Source organism: Lentzea californiensis (genome assembly GCF_024648825.1).
Classification (GTDB): domain Bacteria; phylum Actinomycetota; class Actinomycetes; order Mycobacteriales; family Pseudonocardiaceae; genus Lentzea; species Lentzea californiensis.
The window spans coordinates 76,602-95,256 of the sequence record NZ_JANBBE010000004.1; the positions used below are offsets into that span (position 1 = coordinate 76,602).

23 protein-coding genes are annotated in these 18,655 nt (G+C 69.6%); 14 read left to right on the forward strand and 9 right to left on the reverse strand.

Annotated features, from left to right (window positions below; all coding sequences use genetic code 11):
* Positions 1–48: 48 nt before the first annotated feature.
* Complete coding sequence (locus tag LX88_RS17235; protein WP_258948807.1) at positions 49–933, forward strand: NAD(P)-dependent alcohol dehydrogenase; 885 nt, start codon at positions 49–51, stop codon at positions 931–933.
* Here the strand turns inward: LX88_RS17235 and LX88_RS17240 are convergent.
* Together LX88_RS17240 and ribA are read right to left on the reverse strand one after the other, a co-directional pair.
* A complete protein-coding gene (locus LX88_RS17240) occupies positions 891–2,072 on the reverse strand; it encodes an amidohydrolase family protein (protein ID WP_258948808.1) in 1,182 nt (393 codons plus the stop codon). The genes LX88_RS17235 and LX88_RS17240 overlap by 43 nt on opposite strands.
* A gap of 38 nt (positions 2,073–2,110) precedes the next feature.
* Entirely contained in the window at positions 2,111–2,746 is a 636-nt protein-coding gene (gene ribA / locus LX88_RS17245; RefSeq protein WP_258948809.1) for a GTP cyclohydrolase II, read from the reverse strand.
* A 91-nt stretch (positions 2,747–2,837) separates the two neighbouring features.
* Here ribA and LX88_RS17250 point away from each other — a divergent pair, with 91 nt between their 5' ends.
* From LX88_RS17250 to LX88_RS17265, 4 genes are read left to right on the forward strand one after another with little or no spacing between them, the layout of a single operon-like run.
* On the forward strand, positions 2,838–3,248 hold the full coding sequence (locus tag LX88_RS17250) for a 6-pyruvoyl trahydropterin synthase family protein (protein ID WP_090068229.1): 411 nt from the start codon (positions 2,838–2,840) through the stop codon (positions 3,246–3,248).
* Positions 3,226–4,197, forward strand: coding sequence for a glycosyltransferase family 4 protein (locus LX88_RS17255; protein WP_308203446.1), 972 nt, complete (start codon positions 3,226–3,228; stop codon positions 4,195–4,197). Before LX88_RS17250 ends, LX88_RS17255 begins: the two co-directional genes overlap by 23 nt.
* Positions 4,194–4,973, forward strand: coding sequence for a class I SAM-dependent methyltransferase (locus LX88_RS17260; protein WP_258948811.1), 780 nt, complete (start codon positions 4,194–4,196; stop codon positions 4,971–4,973). The genes LX88_RS17255 and LX88_RS17260 overlap by 4 nt, the downstream gene beginning before the upstream one ends.
* Positions 4,973–5,935 carry a lysylphosphatidylglycerol synthase transmembrane domain-containing protein gene (locus LX88_RS17265; protein ID WP_258948812.1) on the forward strand — a complete coding sequence of 321 codons (963 nt, stop codon included), beginning with the start codon at positions 4,973–4,975 and terminating at the stop codon, positions 5,933–5,935. Before LX88_RS17260 ends, LX88_RS17265 begins: the two co-directional genes overlap by 1 nt.
* Here the strand turns inward: LX88_RS17265 and LX88_RS17270 are convergent.
* Entirely contained in the window at positions 5,849–6,556 is a 708-nt protein-coding gene (locus LX88_RS17270) for a creatininase family protein (protein ID WP_258948813.1), read from the reverse strand. The genes LX88_RS17265 and LX88_RS17270 overlap by 87 nt on opposite strands.
* Positions 6,543–7,526, reverse strand: a complete 984-nt coding sequence (locus LX88_RS17275; protein ID WP_258948814.1) for a zinc-dependent alcohol dehydrogenase — start codon at positions 7,524–7,526, stop codon at positions 6,543–6,545. The genes LX88_RS17270 and LX88_RS17275 overlap by 14 nt, the downstream gene beginning before the upstream one ends.
* A gap of 41 nt (positions 7,527–7,567) precedes the next feature.
* On the opposite strand from LX88_RS17275, the gene LX88_RS17280 reads away from it, so the two are divergent.
* Both LX88_RS17280 and LX88_RS17285 read left to right on the forward strand, forming a co-directional pair.
* Positions 7,568–8,302: a CDP-alcohol phosphatidyltransferase family protein gene (locus LX88_RS17280; protein WP_258948815.1), complete on the forward strand. Its 735-nt coding sequence runs from the start codon at positions 7,568–7,570 to the stop codon at positions 8,300–8,302.
* Positions 8,295–8,696: a DoxX family protein gene (locus tag LX88_RS17285; protein ID WP_258948816.1), complete on the forward strand. Its 402-nt coding sequence runs from the start codon at positions 8,295–8,297 to the stop codon at positions 8,694–8,696. Before LX88_RS17280 ends, LX88_RS17285 begins: the two co-directional genes overlap by 8 nt.
* Here LX88_RS17285 and LX88_RS17290 read toward each other — a convergent pair.
* Positions 8,677–9,339 (reverse strand): RibD family protein, encoded by a 663-nt coding sequence (locus tag LX88_RS17290; RefSeq protein WP_258948817.1) that lies wholly within the window; start codon positions 9,337–9,339, stop codon positions 8,677–8,679. The two genes, LX88_RS17285 and LX88_RS17290, sit on opposite strands and share 20 nt — an antisense overlap.
* A gap of 85 nt (positions 9,340–9,424) precedes the next feature.
* Between LX88_RS17290 and LX88_RS17295 the strand changes: the two genes are divergently transcribed.
* Entirely contained in the window at positions 9,425–10,999 is a 1,575-nt protein-coding gene (locus LX88_RS17295) for an alkaline phosphatase family protein (protein ID WP_258949190.1), read from the forward strand.
* On the opposite strand, the gene LX88_RS17300 is transcribed toward LX88_RS17295, so the two are convergent.
* The 3 genes from LX88_RS17300 to LX88_RS17310 all read right to left on the reverse strand — a co-directional run bounded on the left by LX88_RS17300 (position 10,996) and on the right by LX88_RS17310 (position 12,301).
* Positions 10,996–11,514, reverse strand: coding sequence for a DinB family protein (locus LX88_RS17300; protein WP_258948818.1), 519 nt, complete (start codon positions 11,512–11,514; stop codon positions 10,996–10,998). The genes LX88_RS17295 and LX88_RS17300 overlap by 4 nt on opposite strands.
* A gap of 160 nt (positions 11,515–11,674) precedes the next feature.
* Positions 11,675–11,869, reverse strand: a complete 195-nt coding sequence (locus LX88_RS17305; RefSeq protein ID WP_258948819.1) for a hypothetical protein — start codon at positions 11,867–11,869, stop codon at positions 11,675–11,677.
* A 252-nt stretch (positions 11,870–12,121) separates the two neighbouring features.
* Positions 12,122–12,301 carry a hypothetical protein gene (locus tag LX88_RS17310; RefSeq protein WP_258948820.1) on the reverse strand — a complete coding sequence of 60 codons (180 nt, stop codon included), beginning with the start codon at positions 12,299–12,301 and terminating at the stop codon, positions 12,122–12,124.
* A 57-nt stretch (positions 12,302–12,358) separates the two neighbouring features.
* Here LX88_RS17310 and LX88_RS17315 point away from each other — a divergent pair, with 57 nt between their 5' ends.
* Complete coding sequence (locus LX88_RS17315; protein ID WP_258948821.1) at positions 12,359–13,075, forward strand: hypothetical protein; 717 nt, start codon at positions 12,359–12,361, stop codon at positions 13,073–13,075.
* Between the two features lie 10 nt (positions 13,076–13,085).
* The gene (locus LX88_RS17320; protein WP_258948822.1) at positions 13,086–13,655 is read left to right on the forward strand and encodes a DinB family protein; all 570 of its coding nucleotides are present in this window, start codon (positions 13,086–13,088) and stop codon (positions 13,653–13,655) included.
* Here LX88_RS17320 and LX88_RS17325 read toward each other — a convergent pair.
* Entirely contained in the window at positions 13,586–14,713 is a 1,128-nt protein-coding gene (locus LX88_RS17325; RefSeq protein ID WP_258948823.1) for an MFS transporter, read from the reverse strand. The genes LX88_RS17320 and LX88_RS17325 overlap by 70 nt on opposite strands.
* A gap of 120 nt (positions 14,714–14,833) precedes the next feature.
* Between LX88_RS17325 and LX88_RS17330 the strand changes: the two genes are divergently transcribed.
* From LX88_RS17330 to LX88_RS17345, 4 genes are all read left to right on the forward strand, one after another.
* Complete coding sequence (locus LX88_RS17330) at positions 14,834–15,319, forward strand: phosphatase PAP2 family protein (RefSeq protein WP_258948824.1); 486 nt, start codon at positions 14,834–14,836, stop codon at positions 15,317–15,319.
* An 8-nt stretch (positions 15,320–15,327) separates the two neighbouring features.
* Positions 15,328–16,707: a sensor histidine kinase gene (locus LX88_RS17335; protein ID WP_258948825.1), complete on the forward strand. Its 1,380-nt coding sequence runs from the start codon at positions 15,328–15,330 to the stop codon at positions 16,705–16,707.
* Positions 16,704–17,354 carry a response regulator gene (locus tag LX88_RS17340; protein ID WP_258949191.1) on the forward strand — a complete coding sequence of 217 codons (651 nt, stop codon included), beginning with the start codon at positions 16,704–16,706 and terminating at the stop codon, positions 17,352–17,354. The genes LX88_RS17335 and LX88_RS17340 overlap by 4 nt, the downstream gene beginning before the upstream one ends.
* A 103-nt stretch (positions 17,355–17,457) precedes the next feature.
* Positions 17,458–18,651 carry an FAD-dependent monooxygenase gene (locus LX88_RS17345; RefSeq protein WP_258948826.1) on the forward strand — a complete coding sequence of 398 codons (1,194 nt, stop codon included), beginning with the start codon at positions 17,458–17,460 and terminating at the stop codon, positions 18,649–18,651.
* Positions 18,652–18,655 lie beyond the last annotated feature (4 nt).

Consider the following 18,655-nt stretch of genomic DNA (forward strand, 5'->3'; position numbering starts at 1 on the left):
GTGCAACGAAGATACGGATCGGCGGTGCCCGGTGACCTCGATGTGCCTGTGCCTGGGCAGGGTGAGGTTCTGCTGGAGGTGCGGGCGGCGGGCGTCGACATGGGCGTCTGGCACCTGCTCACCGGCAAGCCGTACCTCTTGCGGTTCATCGGGTTCGGGTTCCGCGGGCCGAAGTCGCCGGTGCCGGGACGGGACGTCGCCGGTGTGGTGAGGGAGATCGGGCCCGGCGCCACCGGGTTCGCGGTCGGCGACGAGGTGTTCGGCACGTGCGACGGGTCGTTCGCCGAGTACGCGGTCGCGCCGGTCTCACGGCTGGCGCGCAAGCCGGAGGGCGTCTCGTTCACGGAGGCGGCCGCGCTGCCGATCTCGGGCGGGACGGCGCTGCAGGGGTTGCGCGGAGTCCAGCCGGGGCAACGGGTTCTGGTGCTCGGGGCGGGTGGTGGTGTCGGGTCGTTCGGGGTCCAGATCGCGAAGGCGCTGGGAGCCCACGTGACCGGTGTGTGCAGCACGCGCAAGGTCGAGCTGGTGCGGTCCCTGGGCGCCGACGAGGTCTTCGACTACACCGTCGAGGACTTCACCGGCACGTACGACCTGATCCTGGACTGCGGCGGCGCCAGGCCGTTGTCCCGGCTGCGCGGAGCCACGAACGAGCGCGGCAGGATCGTGCTGGTCGGTGCGGAGACCGGGGGTTCGATCACCGGCGGTTTCCAGAAGTCGCTGGGCTCGCTCCTGCTGAACCCGTTCTCGTCCAGGAAGTTCGTCCCGCTGATGTCCACCGAGCGCGCTGACGTCTTCGACGAGCTGCGCGTGCTGGTCGAGGCGGGCTCGCTGAAAGCCGCCGTGGGCAAGGTCTTCCCGCTGTCCGAAGCGCTCGACGCGGTGGACCACGTCTACTCGCGGCGATCCGTCGGCAAGACGGTCGTCACGATCTGACCACCGATCACCACGGTCGTCACGTGGTGCAACGCCGTGATGTCCCGCACGGGATCTCCTTGCACGGCGATGACGTCCGCGTCCCAGCCGGGTCTCAGCAGCCCCTTGTGCAGGCTCAGCGCTTTCGCTGCCTGACTGGTGGCACTGGCCAGCACGGCCGCGTTCGGCACACCCGCCTCGATCATGTGACCGAGGGCGTGGGCGGTGATGCCGTGCGGCTTGCCCGCCCCGATCCCGCCGTCGGTGCCGGACACCGCCTTGACGCCGTGGTCGTGCATGCGGCCCACGATGTTCAGCTTCGCGGCGATGGTCATCCCGGCGCGTTCGAACGCCGCCATGACGTGCGGCGGCGGATCCTGCGTGTTGCCGAGGGTGTGGCAGACGGCGATGTCGGCCTCGGCGAGCGCGTCCATCAGTTCCACCGGCATCCGCATGCCTCGATCCGTGAGGCACGTGCAGTGCTCGATGCCGTCCACGCCCACGGCCACGGCCCGTTGTATCGAGGCCAGACTGTGCGCGTGGGCGGTCACCGGTAGTCCGTGGGCGTGGGCTTCCTCCACGACCACACGGAGTTCGTGCTCGGTGAACTGGCAGTCGTCGACGGCGGTGCCGGGCGTCGCGAACCCGCCGCTGGCCATGACCTTGACGACGTCGGCGCGCCGTTCGGCCCGTTCGCGCACCGCCCCGCGGAGTGCGTCGTCACCGCTGGTCTCGCCGCCCATCGACCAGCAATGGCCGCGTGGGGAGGTGATGGGCGGGCCGGACGCGAGGACGCGCTGACGGTGCCGGGATCGCTGGTCGAGCACCGACCACTGCCGGTCGCCCAGATCGCGGACGGTGGTCACGCCGGCTCGTAACTGCCGGTCGAGGCTGTCCCTGATCACCGCGTCGAGGTGTTCGGAGGTGAAGTCCGGCAGGCGGTCCAGCGCGCCGTTCTCGCTGTCCGCGCACAGGTGGACGTGGGTGTCGATCAGTCCGGGCAGGACGGTGGCGGTGCCGAGGTCGACGACCTCGGCACCGGCGACGTCGGGACGCCCCTGCTCGACGGCCGTGATCTTGCCGTCCTCGACGAGGACCGTGACGGGGCCCGGAACGGACCGCTCACCGTCGAACGCACGCCCTGCCCGCAGCGCCAGCATCGGCCCAGTCTGGGCGCCACATGCTGGGAAAGCAATGGTCAGCGGGCATGCGGGAGCGTCGTGAACTCCTCGACCTGGGGCAGGTCGTGACCGAGCCGGTCGCGCTTCGCCGTCAGGTACGCGATGTTGTGCGCGTTGGGTGTCATCAGCGACGGAACCCGCGCGGTCACCGAGATCCCGTGCGACTCCAGCGCCGCGATCTTGTCCGGGTTGTTGGACATCAGCCGCACGGACTGCACGCGGAGGTGCTTGAGCACGCGAGCCGCGGGGGAGTAGTCGCGGATGTCGACCGGTAAGCCGAGTGACGTCGCCGAGTCCAACGTGTCCAGTCCCTGGTCCTGCAGCACGTGGGTGCGGATCTTCGACACCAGGCCGATTCCGCGCCCTTCGTGGCCGCGCAGGTAGACGAGGATCCCGCTGCCCTCGCGGACGATCGTGTTCAGCGCGGCGTCGAGTTGCTCGCCGCACTCGCAGCGCATCGCGGCGAAGATGTCGCCGGTCATGCACTCGGAGTGGATTCGCACCAGGACGTTCTCGCGCAGCTTCGTCTTGCCGTACACCAGGGCCATGTGCTCGTGGCCGTCCGCGCGGAACGCGACTGCGCGGAAGGTGCCACGGCGGGTCACCAGATCGGACTCCGCAACGTCTTCCTCGGTGAAGGCCTCTTCGAACATCTCCGGTCCCCTTGTCACCAGGCGCCTTCCGAACGTGCAGCTACGCTCGGATGGAGTCGCACCGTAACCCGACCGCACAGCGGAGGTCACCCTGTTCAGCATCACCGTTCGCGATCACGTGATGATCGCCCACAGTTTCCGCGGCGAGGTCTTCGGTCCAGCACAACGTCTCCATGGAGCAACGTTCGTGGTGGACGCAACGTTCAAACGGGCTGAGCTCGATTCGGACAACATCGTCGTCGACATCGGACTGGCGACCCAGGAGCTGAACAAGGTCCTGGCCGCTTTCAACTACCGCAACCTGGACGAAGAACCCCAGTTCGCGGGCATCAACACCTCCACGGAGTGGCTCGCGAAACACATCGCGGACCAGCTCGCGGACAAGATCTCCGAGGGTGCCCTGGGTGAGGGTGCTCACGGGATCGATGCGATCGCCGTCACACTCCACGAGTCGCATGTGGCGTGGGCGGGCTACGAACGTGCACTTCGTCCTTCCGGCTGACGTCGGAGATCCGGGCAGTCCCAGTGGCGGCAACGTCTACGACCTGCGCGTGAGCGCGGGCCTGAACCGTCTGCTCGTCGCTGGTGACTGGCCGAGTCCGAACGACGCCACCGCGTTGGAGCAAACGCTTGCGGCGATTCCGCGCGGAGACGTCGTGCTCCTCGACGGCCTCGTGAGTTGCGGTCTACCCGAAATCGTCGTTCCCCACACACGAAGATTGAACATCGCTGTCCTCGTGCACCTGCCGCTCGCCGACGAGACGGGCCTCGACCCCGGCACCGCCCGCGCTCTCGACGCCCGCGAAGGGCAGGTCCTGAGAGCCGCGAAGGCAGTCATCGCGACGAGTCCGACGGCCGCGCGCGACATCGAGCGCAGGCACGGGCTCGACCACGTCCACGTCGTCCTCCCGGGCACCGATCCGGCGCCGCGGGCACACGGCACGGACGGCATCCACCACCTGCTCTGCGTCGCGTCCATCACACCCCGCAAAGGCCACGACCTGCTGGTCAGGGCGTTGCGGAGGATCGAACGCGACTGGCGGCTGACGTGCGTGGGCCCGCACCGGCCGTTCCTGCGCGAACTCCCGCGAGACGACCGCGTCAGCTTTCCCGGGCCGCTCGCCGGTGAGGCTCTGACCAGCGCGTACGCCAGCGCGGACCTCTTCGTGCTGGCCTCCCGCAACGAGACCTACGGCATGGTCGTCACCGAGGCGCTCGCGCACGGTCTGCCGGTCATCGCGAGCGCGGTCCCGGACGCCCTCGGCGACGGTGGTCTGCTCATTCCCGCCGGGGACGAATATGCGTTGGAAGCTGCGCTGACGCGTTGGTTCGAAGATCAAGATTTCCGGGCCGGACTGCGTGCGAAGGCGCTCGCCCGGCGGGCCGTTCTGTCCACTTGGGATGAATCCACAGAGGACCTGCGGAGGGTGCTGGCTACGCTCCGGCCATGACCTTCGCCCCGGAATGGCTGGCACTGCGGGAAGACGCCGACGCACAGGCACGTTCGACCGAGCTCGTGGACGCCCTCCGCGAAACTCTGGTGAACCGAAACCCCCTGACGATCCGTGACCTGGGTTGTGGAACGGGATCGATGGGACGATGGCTCGCCGGGAGGCTCGGCGGCGCGCAGCACTGGGTGCTGCACGACCGCGACCCCCGGCTGCTCGGGCTGGCGGAGGCCGGCATGAGCGCCTTCGAGAACGTCACCGCCGAGACGCGGGAGGGCGACCTCACGTCGCTGAAAGCCGCCGACATCTCGGGGGCTGACCTGGTCACTTGCTCCGCTTTGCTCGACTTGCTCACTACCAACGAGATGAACGCTCTGGCGGTTGCATGCGTAGAAGCACATGTGCCCGCTCTGTTCACGCTCTCGGTGGCCGGCCGGATCGACATCGATCCGGCCGAGCCGCTCGACGCCGCCTTCCAGGACGCGTTCAACGCTCACCAGCGTCGCGTCGTGGACGGGCGCCGTCTGCTCGGACCTGATGCTCCCGCCGCTGCCGAAGAGGCGTTCGTGGCAGCCGGCGCTTCGGTTCGGACAGCTCAGAGCCCCTGGCGGATGCACGGCGACGCCCTGCAGTCCGAGTGGCTCAAGGGCTGGGTCGACGCCGCGGTGGAGCAGGAACCCGCACTCGCCCCGGAGGCCTCCGAGTACCTGCGTCGCAGGTCAACAGCCTCCGTGGTGGTCCACCACGTCGACTTGCTGGCACTACCGGGAGCTGTGTGATGAAGAAGTTCTGGCCGTGGCTTCGCCTGGTGCTGGCGTTGGGCATCCTGGTGGCTCTGGGCGTGCGCCTGGGCACCGGGGCGTTCCTCGACGGACTGCGCGCGATCGACGCGTTCTCCGTGGCCGCCGCACTGGCGATCGGGCTCGTGACGACGGTGCTCAGCGCGGGTCGCTGGGTCCTCGTCGCGCGCCGCCTCGGCCTGCCGCTGACCCTGCGCACCGCGGTCAGCGACTACTACCGCGCCCAGCTCGTCAACGCCGTGCTGCCCGCGGGTGTGCTCGGCGACGTGCACCGCGCGGTCAACCACGGCCGTGAGTCGGGCGACGTCGGACGGGGCGTGCGCGCCGTGTTCTTCGAGCGCTTCGCCGGGCAGGTCGTGCTCATCGGGATCGGGCTCGCGGTGCTGCTCACGCACCCCGCGCCCGGCCTCGACCTCGCACCCAACGGCACCGCGGTCGCGCTGGTCCTCGCCGGGCTGGCCGTCCTCACCGCCGTCGGCTGGCACGTCCGGCCGGTGCGCAGGGCGCTGGTCAACACCCTGGCGGACGGCATCAGGCTGCTGTCGTTGCGGACCTGGCCCGCCGTCATCGGGCTGTCGGCCGCCACGGTCGCGGGCTACGTGGCGATGTTCCTGGTGGCCGCCCGCGCCGCCGGGTCGGACGCGACGGTCACCCAGCTCGCGCCGGTGGTCGTGCTGGCGCTGCTGATCATGGCGATCCCGGTCAACATCGGCGGGTTCGGCCCGCGCGAGGCGTTCCTCGCGGTGGCGTTCGGTGCCGCCGGTCTGGGCGCCGCGCAGGGCTTCACCACGGGCATCGTCTACGGCGTGCTGGCGCTCATCGCCGCACTGCCCGGCGCGGTCGTGCTGTTCCTGTCACGCCGTGCCAAGACCGAAGAGGTCGAGGTAGTGGCGGAAGGACTCGGCCAGCCCCGTGAGCAGGAGCTCGCCCTTGCGCGCTGACGCGAGCGAGGGACGCCCGATGACGCCGGAGGACGTGTACGGCGCCAGACCCAGGGTGAGCATGTGCCGCCTGTCCTCCGCCAGGTGGTCGGAGGTCTCGTAGCCGGGCCGGATCAGATCGGGGTGCGCGTGCAGCAGGATCGAGGTCTCCAGCTCGCCCGCGTGCATGTCGCTGTACGCCGAGGTCTCGATGCCGGCCTTCTCCCGCGCGAACGCCCAGTCGTCGCGGCCGGGAAAGAGTGCCATTTTTTGGGCAGCCAGGCCCCCGCTCTCCTGCACGATGTTGGACAGCACGTAGTTGCCGCCGTGGCCGTTGACCAGCACGACGTTCGTGACACCGTTGCGCCGCAAGGACTCCGCGATGTCCGTGACTATTGAGATCAACGTGCGCGCGGAGACGCTGACGGTCCCCGGCCAGTCGGCGTGCTCCTGCGAGCACGAGAACTGGATCGGCGGCAGCAGGCGCACCGGGTACGTGGCCGCGATCTCCGACGCGATGGTCCACGCGATCACGGAATCGGTGGCCAGCGGCAGGTGCGGGCCGTGCTGCTCGGTGCTGCCGACCGGGAGCACGGCCACGCTCCTGCCGCGGGCGTCGACCGTGGTGTCACTCGGAAACATGAGCCTGACCGTAGTCAATCCGGTGGCACAGCGCCGGAATCTCGCCGTCGGCCAGCTTCGGCATCACGTCCGGGAGTTCCTCGAACGCGCTGTGGCCGGTGATCAGCGCGTCGAACCTGTCGTCGGCCAGCAGGTCGAGCGCGACCGCCATGCGTTCGGCGTAGGTGCGGTCGGGCCGGCCGACGGTGCCGACCTGGCTGCTGCGGATCGTCAACCGGCGCGAGTGGAAGAACTCGCCCAGCGGCACGGAGATCTTCCTGTCGCCGTACCAGCTCAGCTCGATCACGCGGCCCTCCGGCGCGAGCAGGCCGAGAGCCGTGGTGAGGCCGGGTTCGGTCGCACTGGCGTGGAAGACGAGGTCGCAGCCGTCGAGAGCGTTGCCCGGCAGGGCGAATCCCACGCCGAGCTGCCGGGCAACGGCTTCGCGGGCCGGATCAGCGTCCACGAGCTCGACGCGGGCGCCGGGGAACGTGGCGAGCACCGCCGCGATGCTCGACCCGACCATGCCACCGCCGACCACCGCGATCCGGTCGCCGACCAGCGGACGCGCGTCCCACACGGCGTTGACCGCGGTCTCCACCGTGCCCGCGAGCACCGCCCGAGCAGCGGGAACGGCCTCCGGCACGAGCGTGACCGAGGCTTCCGGGACCACGTAACGAGTCTGATGTGGATAGAGGCAGAACACCGTGCGCCCGCGCAGGTTCGCCGGCCCGTGTTCGACGACGCCCACGTTGAGGTACCCGTACTTGACCGGCCACGGGAAGTCACCCTCCTGGAAGGGGGCCCGCATCACCGCACGCTGGTTCTCCGGCACGCCACCGCGGAACACGAGGGTCTCCGTGCCGCGGCTGACACCCGAGAACAGCGTGCGCACCTCGACCTCACCCGGACCGGGCTCGGCCAGTGTGACCTGCCGAACTTCACCTTTTCCGGATTCGTTGAGCCAAAAGGCACTCGCCGTACGTGTCACTCACAACACCTCCGCCGCACGAAGTTCGTTAGGGGCACCTGATGATCACACTTCAGCACACCAGGACCGCACCCGTCCTGCGGGAGCCTGCCATCTGGGCGGTGCTCCAGGTCCTCGCGCTGGGCGTGGCCGGTGCCACCACCGGTCTCGGCCCGCTGGGCTGGGCCGCCGGTCTGGCCTACGGGTTCGCCACGTGGGCGTTCCTGGGCTACGGCATGCAACGGCACCGCACCTCGGCTTTGGGCCCCGCTGACCGCGTCACGCTGGCGCGCGGCCTGATGGTCGGCGCGGTGACCGCCCTCGTCGCGGACCGTGCCGGGCAGGACGTCCCGGTCGCGCTGGTCGTGACGCTGGCCGCCGTCGCGCTGTCACTCGACTGGGTGGACGGCCAGGTCGCTCGCCGCACCGGCACCTCGACCGCGCTGGGCGCCCGGTTCGACATGGAGGTCGACGCGTTCCTGATCCTGGTGCTCAGCGCGTACGTGGCCGTGCACATGGGGCCGTGGGTGCTCGCGATCGGCCTCATGCGGTACGTGTTCGTGGCCGCTTCCTGGCGTCTCCGCTGGATGAACGCGCCGCTGCCGGGAAGCTACGCCCGCAAGGTCGTGGCCGCGGTCCAAGGGATCTTCCTCGTCGTGGCGGCATCCGGCCTGCTGCCGTTCGCGGGCGTCCTCGTCGGTCTCGCCCTGGCATCGCTCGTGTGGTCGTTCGGTCGCGATGTGCTCTGGCTGTGGAACAACGCGGCCGTTTCGGTGCGAGAATCCCGCCATGCCTGAGCAGACCTCAACAGCGGCGAAGATCGGCAACATCGTCGTCTGGATCCTGCAGATCGTGCTCGCCGTGCAGTTCGTGATGAACGGCTACGCGCTGTTCACCGACGCGTTCGTCGCCAAGTTCGACGACATCGGCTTCGGTCAGTGGTTCCGCTACTTCACCGGTGTGCTGGAGATCGCCACCGCGATCGGCCTGCTGATCCCGCGCATCTGCGGCCTCGCGGCGCTGGGTCTCGCCGGCATCATGGCCGGCGCGGCGCTGACCGAGCTGACGCTGGTGACCAACGGCGGCTTCGACGACGCGATGATGCCGCTGATCTTCATGGTGTGGGCGCTGGTGATCGCGGTCTACCGCCGCGAACAGATCTTCGGCGTGCTCAAGCTCGTTCGGAAGTGACTTTCGGGAAGTAGCGGAGCACCGCGACGTCCCCGACTTTCGTGACGTCCTCGAGGTGGAATCGGCGTGCCGGTCCACCGGGGAATTCGGCGGGATTCACGAAACGCGGGGCCGTCGCCTGTCCGATCAGCATCGGTGCCACCGCCACCCGGATCTCGTCGGCCAGTCCGGCTTCGAGGAACGCCGTGTGAATGCTCGTGCCACCTTCGACCATGAGTTTTCTCACGCCCCGCGCGCCGAGATCGTCGAGAATCTCCGAGAATTCAGTGAAGGTCTTCGTCTCGGTGAGGTGGCCGACCGTGGTCTCCGGGGTGCGCGAGTACACCAGGCTGGCGCCACCGCAATGCCAGAACCGCAGGTCAGGATCCAGATCTCCGCTTCTGGTGACGGTGATGCGCAACGGGTACTCCGGTTTGCCGTCCGCTATTCGCGCCGCGCGCCGCTCGTCGCTGTAGACGAGCAGTCGTGCGTTGTCACGGCGCAACGTCTCGGCTCCCGCCAGAATCGCGTCCGACTCCGCGCGCATCCGGTCGACGTGGTCGAAGTCCTCGGCGTTCGAAAGAGGAAACCTCTCGGTGCCGCGGTCGTCGATGTGGCCGTCGAGGCTGACGGCGACGCTGAGCAGAACGTGCGGGCGGGTCACGAAGCCGATCGTAGAGCAGGTGAACCGTTCGCGGGCCTTGCCGCGTTTTACCTCATAGGGTCTGGAAAGGGGTTTCTCGGTGAAGATGTTGCTGCGGCGAACGGTCACGGTGCTGGCGGGGCTGTTCGTGTTGTTCGTGCTCATCGCACCGAGCGACCTGGAGAAGTTCTCCTTCGAGGCGTTCCTGCGGGTGCCGCTCGAAGGCCTCGTCGGCGTGCTCGTGCTGGTGCTGCTGCCGGACCGGTTCCGCAAGCCCGCCGCGATCGCCGGCGGTGTCGCGCTGGGTCTGTTCACGGTCGTGAAGATCATGGACATCGGCTTCGACATGGTGCTGTACCGGCCGTTCGACCTCGTGCTGGACTGGCCGTTGCTGGTGCCCGCCATCGACTTCGTGGACGTGACTTTCGGCCGCTTCGCCTCCGTTCTCGCCGTGGGGCTCGCGGTCGCGCTGGTCGCCGGGATCGTGTTCGTCGCGGCGGTGTCCGTGCAGCGCCTCGGTTCTGTCGCCGCCGGACGGCGTCCCGTCGCGATCCGGGCCGTGACCGCGGCGGTCGTGGTGTGCGTTTCTCTTGCCGTGCCAGGGGTTCCGGTCTACTCCGACGCCGCCGCGACGGCGCTGGTCGACCACGCGCGGCGCGTCCAGGCCGGCCTGAACGACCGGGAGGTGTTCGCGGCGGAGGCCTCGGTCGACGCGTTCCGCGACCGCCCCGGACTGTTGTCCGCGTTGCAGGGCAAGGACGTCGTCTTCACGTTCGTGGAGAGCTACGGCAAGTCGGCGCTGGACATGCCGGACGTCGCCGCGAAGCTGGCCCAGGGCAACGACCGGCTGAAGGCGGCCGGGTACTCGTCCCGCTCGGCGTACCTGACCTCGCCGACCGCCGGCGGTGGCAGCTGGATGGCGCAGGCGACGTTGCTGTCCGGGCTGTGGATCGACAACCAGCAGCGGTACCGCAACCTCGTGGCCTCCGACCGGCTGACGCTGCCGCGTGCGTTCCGCGAGTCGTCGTGGCGTTCGGTCGGTGTCGTCCCCGGCATCACTCAGGCGTGGCCGGAAGGCGACTTCTTCCACTACGACAAGATCTACGCCGCCCAGGACCTCGGCTACCGGGGTCCGCGGTTCGGTTACGCGACAACCCCCGACCAGTTCACCTTGGAGTCGTTCCAACGCAACGAGCGCGCGAAGGCCCACGGTCCGGTGATGGCGGCGATCCCGATGGTGTCCTCGCACGCGCCGTGGTCACCGACGCCGGACTCCGTGGACTGGGACGAGCTGGGCGACGGCTCGATCTACTCGACGATGCCCGCCTCGAACGACCCACCGGAGTCGATCTTCGGCCGCGACCCGGCGGCCGTGCGCGCCGACTACGCGCACTCCATCTCGTACTCGCTGGAGTCCGTGCTCTCGTACATCGAGAAGTACGGCGACGAGAACCTGGTGATGGTGTTCCTCGGCGACCACCAGCCCGCGCAGATGGTGACCGGCGAGGGAGCGTCGCGGGACGTGCCGATCACCATCGTCGCCAAGGACCCGGCCGTGATGGCCGAGGTCGGGGCCTGGAGGTGGGACGACGGGATCAAGCCGGGAGGGTCGGCCCCGGTGTCGCGGATGAGCGACTTCCGGGACCAGTTCCTCTCGACCTTCTCGCCGCCGAACGCCTAGCCCATGGTCTTCTGACCGTCGATCGTCTCGCGGATGATGTCCGCGTGGCCCGCGTGCTGCGAGGTCTCCGCGACGATGTGCACGAGCACCCGCCGAGCCGACCACGCTTTGCCCTCGGGGAACCACGGGGCGGACGGCAGCGGGTGCGAGAGGTCCATGTCGACCGTCTCGACCAGCTTGTCGGTGTGGGCCGCGATCTCGTTGTAGTGGGCGATGATGCTCTCCAGCGTCTCGCCCGGCTGCATCCGGAAGTTCGCCTCGCGGTCCTCGTAGTCCGTCGACTCGGGGTCGGACTCCATCGCCGACGTGCCCTCCTCGATGAACTTGACCCAGCTCTCCTCGACCGACGCGACGTGCTTGATCAGGCCGCCGATGCTCAGGGCACTGGCCGTCGGGCTCGACGCGGCCTGCTCGTCGCTCAGACCCTGCGCGGTGAAGGTCAGGAACCAGCGGTGCTGCTGCAGGGTCTCGAGGAAGTCCGCGCGCTCGCCGGTGAGGATCTCGGTGGTGGTCATCGCTTCTGTCCTTCGCTCGTTTGTCCCGACATGAAGGACTCTAGGACCACTTGAGGTCAGCTTGTGTCCTAGACGAACGGCCGCTCAAGCGAAACTCGAGCGACATTCGAGCGATCTCGCGTTGACCTGGTGTCACCCTCCGTGAGTCAGCCGAAAGTGCCTACTCGTCGAGGTAACCGTCGCCTGGACGGTCGACGCGGCCGCCACCTTCCTCGGTCTCCTCGACGTGCATGGCGGTCTCCTCGGGCGAGGTGACGTACTCGCCACCGCCCGCCTCCGTAGCGACCGCGTCCGGTTCCTCGTCGACGGGCTCGCCGCCACCCTCGGGCGTGGTGAACTGCTGGTGTTCGGTCATGCACTCGTGGTTTCCGGCGAACCGGACGCGCAAACGTCAGCAGTGCGGGGTCGGAGCCCCGTCCGGGCCGCCGCTGCGGAGAGTGACGAGGTTCGCCCCGGTCAGCCCCAGCACGGCCTGGGCCGTCGCGCGGGTGGCAAGGGCGAACAGGGCGTAGGAGTGGGTGAAGGCGTTCGAGAAGCCAGGCGATGGCGCGGTCCGCGTAGTCGTCGGCGTTGCGGGCCCCCGCGAAGGCGAAGATCGCGTCGATGGTCAGGCCCTGGTCCGGGTCTTCACGCCACCGAACTCGGTCTCCAGGCGCTCGCCGTCGGCCATCTGCCTCGCGAGCCACCCGGCCGCGGCGTCAACGCGATGGGCGGAGCCGGCCGAAGCGGGCACCGCGGTGGTCACCAGGGAGGCGCCGAGCAGGACGGCGGTGATCAGTTTCCGCACGTTCCCGACCTTCTCATTCCGTGCGTCGAGGCCATCAGGTTTTGCCAGACTCGTGGCATGCGTCTCGCCCTGTCCCTGCTCCTGGTGCTGACCGCGTGCTCCGCGACGCCCGCCGACCCGGTGGCACTGCTCGACGGCTGGCGGGACGTGATCGGGGAGCAGAAGTCGGTACGGCTCGACGTCAAGATCGACGTCGAGGGCAAGGACCCGCGCAAGCAGGCCTACGCCGGTGTGGTGCATTTCAACGGGATGGGGGGCACGCCGCAGCGGGACGTGACCGCGCACATCGAGAACAGGTACCGCACCACCGACTACCGCTCGGTGAGCGTGCAGCACGACGACTACCTCAGCCACAGCGATCTCACCCTGCCGCCCGGCAAGGCGTTCTCCGGCATGGGGCTCAACGACGCGCCGTGGGTGGGACCGCTCTCGGTGGAGTTGTCGCTGGCCCGGCAACAATACGAACCCGACGCCGTGTTCACCGGGATCGACCGCAAGACCGTCCGGCTCGTCGAGCACGACGGCGACCGGTACGTGTTCGCCGCGGGTGGCGTGCCGCATTCCGGTGGCTACACGAAAGGCGACGTGCGGCTCGTCGTCGAGGTGGACGACGAGGACCGGGTGGTCCGGGCCGAGCGCAGCACGCCGTCCGTCGACGGGCAGACCGAGCGGCTCACCGCCGTGTACAGCCAGTGGGGCACCGCGCCGGACGTGCTGCGGCCGCCGCAGGAGGTCGTGGCGAAACCGAAGGACGTTGCCGCCCAACGGCGTTAGGGTCGGTGGCATGATCGCTCACGACCTCCAGCGCTACCTCCAGGAGTCACGCGACTCGGTGCTGTCCTCTTTGGACGGCCTGGGCGAGTACGACGTCCGGCGCCCGCTCGTGCCCAGCGGCACCAACCTGCTCGGCCTGGTGAAGCACCTGATCGGCATCGAGCTCGGCTACCTCGGCGCGAGTGCGGGCCGCCCGGCGTCGTTCACGTTGCCGTGGGTCGAGGACAAGTCGATCTGGGAGAACGGCGACATGTGGGCCAAGCCCTCCGAGACCCGTGAGTACCTCGTCGACCTGTACCGCGCGGCCTGGCAGCACTCCGACGAGTCGATCTCACTGCTGCCGCTGGACGCGCCCGCGTCGGTCGAGTGGTGGCCGGAGCATCGGCGGCAGACCACGTTCGGGCACCTGCTCGTGCGCGTCACGGCGGAGACCGCGCAGCACGCCGGGCACTGCGACGTCGTGCGCGAGCTGATCGACGGCCGGTCCGGCGCGGACAACCCCGACGGTTACTACGACCTGGTCCTGAGCATGGCGAGCGCGCCGATCACCGGGCCGGGCACGAGTAGCAGGAACGCGTAACGCCAGGTCACGACGTCAGCGAGCAGCGGAACGAGCTGGATGCTGATCACCGTCAGCCCGAACCCGGCGGCGGTCAGCGCGGTGAGCGCCGTCCCGACGTAGCGCGGGTCGGCGACCTCGCTGAGCGACGCCGAGAACACCCCGGAGTCGGCGATCACCGAGGCACCCCACACCGCGCAGAACGCGATCAGCAGCGGCGTTCCCCACGCGAGCGGTGAGAGCAGGCAGCAGAGGCCGCTCACCGTCAGCGCTCCCACGGCGGCGGGTGCGCGACCGAACCTGTCCGCCGCCCAGCCACCCGCCAGACAGCCGGCGAACCCCGCCACGCCCATCGTCAGGAACACCGTGACCCCAACGGGTTCGCCCGAACTCAGCAGGAACGTCGGCAGCCACGTCCACAGCGCGTACAGCTCCCACATGTGCCCGTAGTAGCCGAGGTTCACCAGCCGTGGCTTGCGCTCCCGGAACATCTGCACGGCATAACGCGGGTTGAGCTGCGCGGTCGTCGCAGTGAGGAACGGCCCTGGTCGCACGAACAGCAGCGCCACCACGGCACCCAGCAGAGCGATGGCCGCGGCGTCGAAGAGCACCTCGCGCCACGGCAGCCGCCCGAACACGTGGGGCAGCGCCGAGCCGAGCGTGAGCGCCCCGATCAGCACGCCCAGCGCCCGTCCGCGGTTGCGGGTCTCCGACCAGGACGCCATCAGCTTCATGCCCACCGGGTAGACGCCGGCGAGCGCCACCCCGGTCAGGAACCGCAACGGGATCGCGGCCCCCAGCCCGTCCACGAACAGCCCGAGCACGAGCGTGAACACCGCGCCCAGAGCCGCGGAACAGGCGAGCAGCAGGTGCGGGCGGACGCGGTCGGCCAGGTTCAGCACGGTGGCCCCGACCGCGCCCGCCACGAAGCCGAGCTGCACGGACGCGGTCAGCCACACCGCCGCGCCCGCGCTGATGCCCCACTCGGCTCGAAGAGAAGGAACGACGGCGGACATCGAGAACCACACGGCCAGGCCGAGGACCTGGACGAGTGCGATGGCCGCTCGCTGGATCAGCACCCGGTGCATTCTCCACGGTTCGGCCGTCGCCGCAGCACGGCGGCGCCCTGTCGAAAGTAAAGGTCACCCGGTTCCGAAGGGCAGGGGCGCGCGCGGCGATGTCTTCGTAGTTTCGGCTGGGTGACTTGGCTGACTGTGGGCACCGACGCGGTGCTCGGTGTGTTCGCGTTGATGTTCTTGTTGTTGTGGTTCCAGCACCGGCTGCGGGCGTTCCTCGCCGGCGCGGGTGTGGTGGTGGCGTACGCGATCAGCGAGGTCGTGAAGCTGGTGGTGCGGGAGGAACGGCCCTGCCGCACGGCGCTGTCGATGGCGGAGTGCCCGGAGCCGGGTGACTGGTCGTTCCCCAGCAACCACTCGGTGATCGCGGGTGCGTCCGCGATGGCGATCTGGGCGCTGCACCGGACCTACGGCTGGGTGGCGGCGGTGTGCGCGATCGCGGCGGCGTCGTCGCGGGTGGTCGTGGGTGTCCACTATGTACACGACGTCATGGCCGGGCTGGCGCTCGGAGCGTTGGTGTCGTGGGGGATCGCGGTGCTGCTGGACAGGAGGCGGCAGCGGCTCGAGGTGGCGGACGCGCCGACCGTGGTGATGCAGCGACTGCGATGATGGTGGCCGTGTGGGAGGTTCTGCTCTACCTGGTCCTGTTCGGCACGGCTTTCGCCGTGGTGCGCGACCGGCCCGCGGTCGCACTGGGAACCGCGCTGGGGACCTGGCTCGTCTGCTACCTCGTCACCGTCGACTTCGACGTCAGGGTGGTGGCACTCGCTCCCGCACTGGCACTCGTCAGCTTTCTGGCCGGACGCAACGCGGAGGACCCGCGGCCCACCGCCATCGCACTGGCGCTCGCCGAGATCGCCGGTGTCGTCGTGGCTCTCACCGAGCGCGGTGGCTCCGACACCGCGCTCGCCGTCACCTCCGGCATCGGTGTGCTCGGCGTCGTGCCCTGGGCCTTCGGGCGGTTCCGGCGCCGGTACGGGGAGCTGCAGGAGGTCGGCTGGGAGCACGCCTCGTTGCTGGAGCGGAGCGTCGAGAACGCCCGCAACGCCGAACGTGCCCGGCTCGCGGGCGAGATGCACGACCTCGTCGGCCACGAGCTGGCGCGGGCCGCGTTGCTGACCGGTGCGCTGGAACTGGAGCCGACGCTCACCGCGCACCAGCGCGAGGCGGCCAAGACCGCCCGTGCCAGCGTCACGGCCGCGGCGGAACGGCTCGCCGACGTCATGCAGGTGCTGCGGGCCGACGAGGACGAACCCGTCGCGACGCTCGAGGAGGTCGTTGCCAGGAGCGGGCTCGACGTCGACCTCGTCAACGGCCGCAGGACCGCGGTCGACGGCATCATCGCGCGGACGGTCCACCGGGTGACGGCCGAAGCGCTGACGAACGTGATCAAGCACGCGCCCGGCGCGAAGGTCACCGTGAGCCTGTCCGCGAACCTGGAACTGCGCATCACCAACGGCCCCGCGCCGAAGACCCAGGCGGTCGGCAGCGGCAAGGGACTGGTGGGCCTCGCCGAACGCGTCGCGCTCGTCGGCGGCTGGTTCGAGGCCGCGCCCTCCGACGACGGCGGGTTCGAGGTCAGGGCGAAGCTCCCGGAACGCCCGCGTGCCCGGACGACGCCCACACACGTTCGCCGCGAGCGCACCGAGAAGGAACTCCGCAAGAGCGCCAAACGCACGGTCCTGATCACCACGGTCGTGTGCGTGGGAATCGCGATCGGCGTGCCGGGCTACATGGTGTTCGACGCCGTGACGTCCGTTCTCACGCCGCAGCAGTTCGAACGGGCACAACCCGGGCAACACGAGGACACCCTCGACCTGCCGCTGCGCACCCGCGTCGACAACCCGCTCGGCGTCACCGCGCCGCCGGGCACCGAGTGCCGCTACTACAGCACGCACCCCAACCCGTTCGACGGCGACCGCCACGACCTGCACCAGCTGTGCTTCCGGGATGATCGGCTCGTGTCCAAGCAGTGGCTCGCCAGGAGGAGCGGTTGATCAGGGTCGTGCTCGCGGACGACGAGCCGGTGGTCAGGTTCGGCGTGAAGGCCGTCCTCGGCACCGCCGGGGACATCGAGGTCGTCGCCGAGGCGGAGAACGGCAGCGCGGTGATCGACCTCGTGGCCCGGCACCGGCCCGACGTCGCGGTGCTCGACATCCGCATGCCCGTGTTCGACGGGCTGGACGCGGCCGAGGTGATCCGCGAGTGCCATCCCGGCACGAAGACGCTGGTGCTGACCACGTTCGCGGACGACGCGTACATCAGCCGGGCGCTGGGGGAGGGCGCGGCCGGGTTCGTGCTGAAGACCGGTGACCCGCAGGAGATCATCTCCGGGGTCCGCGCGGTCGCGAACGGTGGCGCGTTCCTGTCCCCGATGGTGGCGAAGAGAGTCGTGGACCAGCTCTCCCGCGCGCACCCGCGACCCCTAGCGACGCAACGGATCGAGGTCCTGACCGCACGGGAGCGCGAGGTGCTCGGCCTGGTCGGCGCGGGTCTGTCGAATGCCGAGATCGCCGCGCGCCTGCACGTCGTCGAGGGCACCGTGAAGGTCTACGTCAGCACGATCTTCCGCCAGCTCGGCGTCCGCAACCGCGTGCAGGCCGCCATCATCGCCCACGAGTCCGGGATCATTCCCGCCGGATGAGTCCGATGTGCTGTGAATGTATTGCGGCATTGAAGAAATCGGCTGTGAGAGGCGCGATCACCGTACACTCCGGACCGTCGTCGGACGGGGGAACGGGGCTGTGGTGAGCGGTACGAAGGTGTTGGTGGCGGGGGCGAGCATCGCGGGACCCGCGCTGGCCCACTGGTTGCGGCGGCGCGGAGCCGAGGTGACCGTGGTCGAGCGGGCTCCGGGGTTGCGGCCCGGTGGTCAGGCGGTGGACGCGCGCGGGGTGGCCAAGGAGGTCATCGAGCGGATGGGGCTGACCGAGGCGGTGCGCGCGGCCTGCACCGACACCGCGGGCGCGTACACCGTGGACGCCGACGGGACCGTGCTGGAGACCTACCGCGCCGACGACGACGGCGGTGACGGGTTCATCGCGGACATCGAGATCCTGCGCGGAGACCTGTCCCAGGTGCTCTACGACGACACCCGCGACGGAGTCGAGTACGTCTTCGGAGACCGGATCGCCGAGCTCACCCAGGACGCGGACGGGGTCGGCGTGACCTTCGCGAGCGGCGGGAGGCGGCGGTTCGACCTGGTGATCGGCGCCGACGGGCTGCACTCCGCGTTGCGCTCGATGGTCTTCGGGCCACGCGAGCGCTACCTGCGCCACCTCGGGCTCGTGCTGGCCTTCTGCACCGTGCCCAACGAGTTCGGCGTGGACGGCTGGATGATCGACTACCAGGACCAGGTGACCGGGCGCTCCGCCGGTCTGCGGCCGCTCAAGGACGCCACCAAGGCGATGGCGATGTTCTCGTTCCCGGCGGCCGGCTTCGACGTCGACCACCGGGACGTCGAGGGGCAGAAGCGCTTGCTGCGTGAGCAGGCGGAAGGGCTGGGCTGGCTGGCACCGCGCATCCTCGCCCACGTGGACGACAGCCCGGACTTCTACCTCGACCAGGTCGCCCAGGTGGTCATGGACCGATGGTCGGCCGGCCGGGTCGGGTTGATCGGCGACGCCGCGTTCAGCTCGTCGCCGATGTCCGGTGGCGGCACCGGGCTGGCGCTGGTCGGCGCCTACCTGCTGGCGGGAGAACTGGCCGCCGCCGGCTGGGACCCCGAGGCCGGGTTCGCCGGCTACGAGCAGCGGATGCGCCCGTTCGTCGAGGCCAACCAGGAGATCGGCAGGATGCACGTGGAGAGCCGCGCCGCCCAGGAGCCGGGCGCCGAACCGGGTCCGGAGCCCGACATGGACGCGCTCATGGCGCTCGTCGACCGCGCGATCAACGGCGTCGACCTGCCCGACTACGCCGGGCTGCCGGACCTGAAGGCCTAGACCG